This is a genomic window from Sulfuricurvum sp., assembly GCF_049305995.1.
Lineage (GTDB): Bacteria > Campylobacterota > Campylobacteria > Campylobacterales > Sulfurimonadaceae > Sulfuricurvum.
The window spans coordinates 1-3,650 of sequence record NZ_JBAQPS010000296.1 but is presented as its reverse complement, the minus strand read 5'-3'; the positions used below and the strand labels follow the sequence as shown (position 1 = coordinate 3,650).

Below are 3,650 nucleotides of genomic sequence, written 5' to 3'. Positions count from 1 at the left end.
CCCTCTTTCTTCTCTTCCTGAGCCTTCTCACCCATTTGAGCACTTCCACTCACTTCGTTAAGTTCGATGGTATACCCTGTTAACATCGATGCAAGACGGATATTGATACCACTTTTTCCGATTGCTTTGGATTTTTGATCGCTAGGGAGGGTGACGATCGCTTTTTTATCACCATTTTCATTCTCTTCCACGACAACGGCGCTGATAATAGCAGGGCTCATCGCGCGGGAAATAAAGAGCTCTGGAGATGAGCTGTATTCGACACAGTCGATATTTTCTCCGCAAAGCTCTTCACTCACCGCATTGATACGGACACCGCGAACTCCGACGGTTGCTCCAATCGGATCGATTTGTGGACGGTTGGTATAGAGAGCGATTTTCGCACGCTCACCAGGAATACGGGCACATTTTTCGATGACCACGATACCGTCTTTAATCTCAGGAACCTCGAGTGCTAAAAGTTCTTCGAGAAATTTAGGAGCGGTACGGGAGAGTTCCATAGAGATACCGTTAGCTTTATCGACATGAACGCGACGAACAATAGCGCTAACGATATCACCTACTTTAAACTTTTCACCTTTGATACGGCTTTTCATCGGCAAGACGGCACGAATTTCATCAATTTCAATGGTAGTATTTTGGTCGTTATCGACACGAGTAACACGACCGGAAACGATTTGATTGATTTTACTTTTGTATTTGTCATATAGTTCGTTTTCAACGAGGCGCTGAATATGAAATTCAATTTCACGGTGTAGTGTTGCGAATGCGCTTCGTCCATAGCTTTCGATATCGTGTTCCATTTGGAGCTGATCGCCGATCTCAGCTTCGTCGTCGATCTCCAATGCAGCTGTGATACCCATGTAGGCACCTGCATCTTCCCCGAGAATCTCAGGAGAATGATCGGCGACAACAGTAATGATTTGACGAAGTTTTACTTGCTTACTACGTTCATCAATATCGGCTTCAAAGGCAAAAGTTGGATTGATAATCCGTTTTGCGGTTTGGATAAATGAGGTTTTGATTGCCTCTTGAACGTTTTCACGGCTAAGCCCTTTTTCGCTGGCAATTGAATCAATAATATCTAAAATATTTTCCATAGGACTATCCTCTTTGATGATGGTAACTCATAAAAAATTGATGATTACGGGGAAGCTTTTTTTATGAAGGATATGTATTATACATAAATTTCTCTTAATGCGATATTTATCCTATCCCCGCTATAATCCCCCTATTATCAAGAACTCTATAAAAGGGAAAATCATGGAACTTAAACTCGCACGCAGCGAACACGATACTAAACCAAAGAAAATCGATCTCAAAAAAATCACAGAGATGGTAGAAAAAAGCAACTCTTCTATCCTCTATTTTGATCGTGAAAATTCACACAAAGATCTTTTGGCTCTTCAAGATCATTTTGAAGGGGAAGGTAAAAGTTTTTACATGCGCGAAGTAAAATTCGGTCTTTCAGCAAATGAATACATGTACGAAGTACATATTTTATAGTCTGAATGAGTAAGAAACTTTTTATCGAGACGCTAGGATGCGCGATGAACGTGCGCGATTCTGAGCACATGATCGCAGAATTGAATGCTCACGAGGGGTATGTTCTCACCGATGATGCAAGCGCAGCTGATCTAATCCTCATTAATACCTGCTCGGTTCGTGAAAAGCCGGTACACAAGCTCTTCTCTGAACTCGGTGTCTTTAACAAACTCAAAAAAGCAGATGCTAAAATCGGTGTATGCGGATGTACAGCGTCTCATTTGGGTAAAGAGATCATCAAACGTGCACCGTACGTAAACTTCGTTCTCGGTGCCCGTAACGTTTCCAAAATTTCCGATGTACTTCAACGTGACAAAGCGGTTGAGATTGAGATCGATTATGACGAGTCTCAGTTTGCGTTTAAAGATTTTCGTAGCAGCCCCTACAAAGCTTATATCAATATCTCTATCGGATGTGATAAACAATGCACCTTTTGTATCGTCCCTAAAACGCGTGGGGATGAAATCTCGATTCCTGCCGATCTGATCGTTGCTGAAGCGCGTAGAGCAGTCGAAAACGGAGCGAAAGAGATTTTTTTGCTCGGTCAAAATGTCAACAACTACGGCCGTCGTTTCTCGGGTGAGAATGAAAAAATGAACTTTACGGGGCTTCTTCGTCGTGTGAGTGCGGTGGAGGGGTTAGAGCGTATCCGTTTCACCTCTCCCCATCCACTCCATATGGATGATGAGTTTATCGAAGAGTTTGCTCGCAATCCGAAAATCTGTAAATCGATGCATATGCCGCTGCAAAGCGGATCGACTGAAATTCTCAAAGCGATGAAGCGGGGATATACCAAAGAGTGGTTTTTAAACCGTGCACGCAAATTGCGTGAATTGGTTCCCGATGTGAGTATCAGTACCGATATTATCGTGGCGTTTCCGGGTGAGAGCGATGAGGATTTTGAAGAGACGATGGAGGTTCTAAATCAGGTTCGTTTTGAGCAGCTTTTTAGTTTTAAATACTCTCCACGCCCGTTGACGGAGGCGGAAAAAATGGAGGAGGTTGACTCAGAAATTGCTTCTGATCGCCTCGATCGTCTTCAAGCACGCCATGATGCGATACTCGATGAGATGAAAGCGGTCAATCTGGGTAAAATCATTGAGGTTTATTTCGAAGAGCTACGCAGTGACGGATTTGTTGCCGGGCGGAGTGATAACAATCTCTCGGTAAAAGTTAAAGGCTCTGAAGAGTGGCTTGGAAAAATCGCTAAAGTAAGAATTACGGAGGTTTCACGCAACATCCAGTATGGAGAGATCATTGCGTAAAGAACTTCTCCGCAAACTTGCATTGTGGTTTATCCCCCCTATTGGAACACTTTTGATTCGTCTTATCTACCTCAGTAATATAAAACGGTTTCATCTTCCTAAAACTATCCCCTCTGAACCGATTATTTTTGTCTTTTGGCATGGGGATTTACTCATGCAACCCTATCTTTATTACCAATTACGAAAAGTTCAAAAAGTAAAAGTGTTAATATCAGATCATTTTGATGGTCAGCTGATTGCGCGGATTATACGTTTTTTTCATTTTAGGACGATTCATGGCTCTACTACACGAGGGGGTGCCAAAGTTTTGATTCAAGGGCTTAAATCACTTTCGGAAGGGTATGATATCGGGATTACTCCTGATGGTCCGAAAGGACCTCGTCATGAGATGAGTGACGGTGCTGTCATTATGGCGCAAAAACGCCATGCTAAAGTGATCGTCTACAGCTGTATCCCTTCAAAGTATTGGCAGTTGCCGAGTTGGGATCGTTTCACGGTTCCTAAACCGTTTGGAAGACTCGATTTTTATGCTTCGGAGCCAATCGATGTGGACGGATTGGAAATGAAAGCAGCAAAAGCGCTAATCAAAGAAAAATTGATGGAACATGTACTTTAAGGTGCTGCAACGATGAATGAACTCCATCGTGCCAAGGAGGAATTTTTAAAATATTTAGATGGCATACGGGGATATTCAGCACTTACTATCCAAAGTTATAATGATTCAATCGATGCAATGATTCATTCCGCAGAAATAGAGGAAGAATTGGAGGTATTGTTGATTAATCTGATGCCTTTACGCCTTAAAATCGCTTCACTTAATGCCAAATCGATCGCTTCTAA

General features: G+C 42.5%; 5 protein-coding genes. 4 read left to right on the top strand and 1 reads right to left on the bottom strand.

Annotation, left to right across the window (positions count from 1 at the left end):
* The coding region (gene nusA, locus WA010_RS10250) for a transcription termination factor NusA (RefSeq protein WP_422557016.1) at window positions 1-1,100 on the bottom strand (1,100 nt) is incomplete at its 3' end.
* Window positions 1,101-1,263: 163 nt separating this feature from the next.
* Here nusA and WA010_RS10245 point away from each other — a divergent pair.
* From WA010_RS10245 to WA010_RS10230, 4 genes are all read left to right on the top strand, one after another.
* A complete protein-coding gene (locus WA010_RS10245; RefSeq protein ID WP_294893583.1) occupies window positions 1,264-1,506 on the top strand; it encodes an HP0268 family nuclease in 243 nt (80 codons plus the stop codon).
* A 5-nt stretch (window positions 1,507-1,511) separates the two neighbouring features.
* Window positions 1,512-2,810, top strand: a complete 1,299-nt coding sequence (gene miaB / locus WA010_RS10240) for a tRNA (N6-isopentenyl adenosine(37)-C2)-methylthiotransferase MiaB (RefSeq protein WP_422557015.1) — start codon at window positions 1,512-1,514, stop codon at window positions 2,808-2,810.
* The gene (locus WA010_RS10235) at window positions 2,803-3,426 is read left to right on the top strand and encodes a lysophospholipid acyltransferase family protein (RefSeq protein ID WP_422557014.1); all 624 of its coding nucleotides are present in this window, start codon (window positions 2,803-2,805) and stop codon (window positions 3,424-3,426) included. The genes miaB and WA010_RS10235 overlap by 8 nt, the downstream gene beginning before the upstream one ends.
* 12 nt (window positions 3,427-3,438) lie before the next feature.
* Window positions 3,439-3,650, top strand: a 212-nt coding sequence (locus WA010_RS10230) for a site-specific integrase (protein WP_422557013.1), incomplete at its 3' end; no start/stop codon positions are given.

Bases quoted from the DNA above. Each gene is read 5' to 3' on its own strand.
- WA010_RS10245 (WP_294893583.1), top strand. From the start codon at position 1,264: ATGGAACTTAAACTCGCACGCAGCGAACACGATACTAAACCAAAGAAA.
- miaB (WP_422557015.1), top strand. From the start codon at position 1,512: ATGAGTAAGAAACTTTTTATCGAGACGCTAGGATGCGCGATGAACGTG.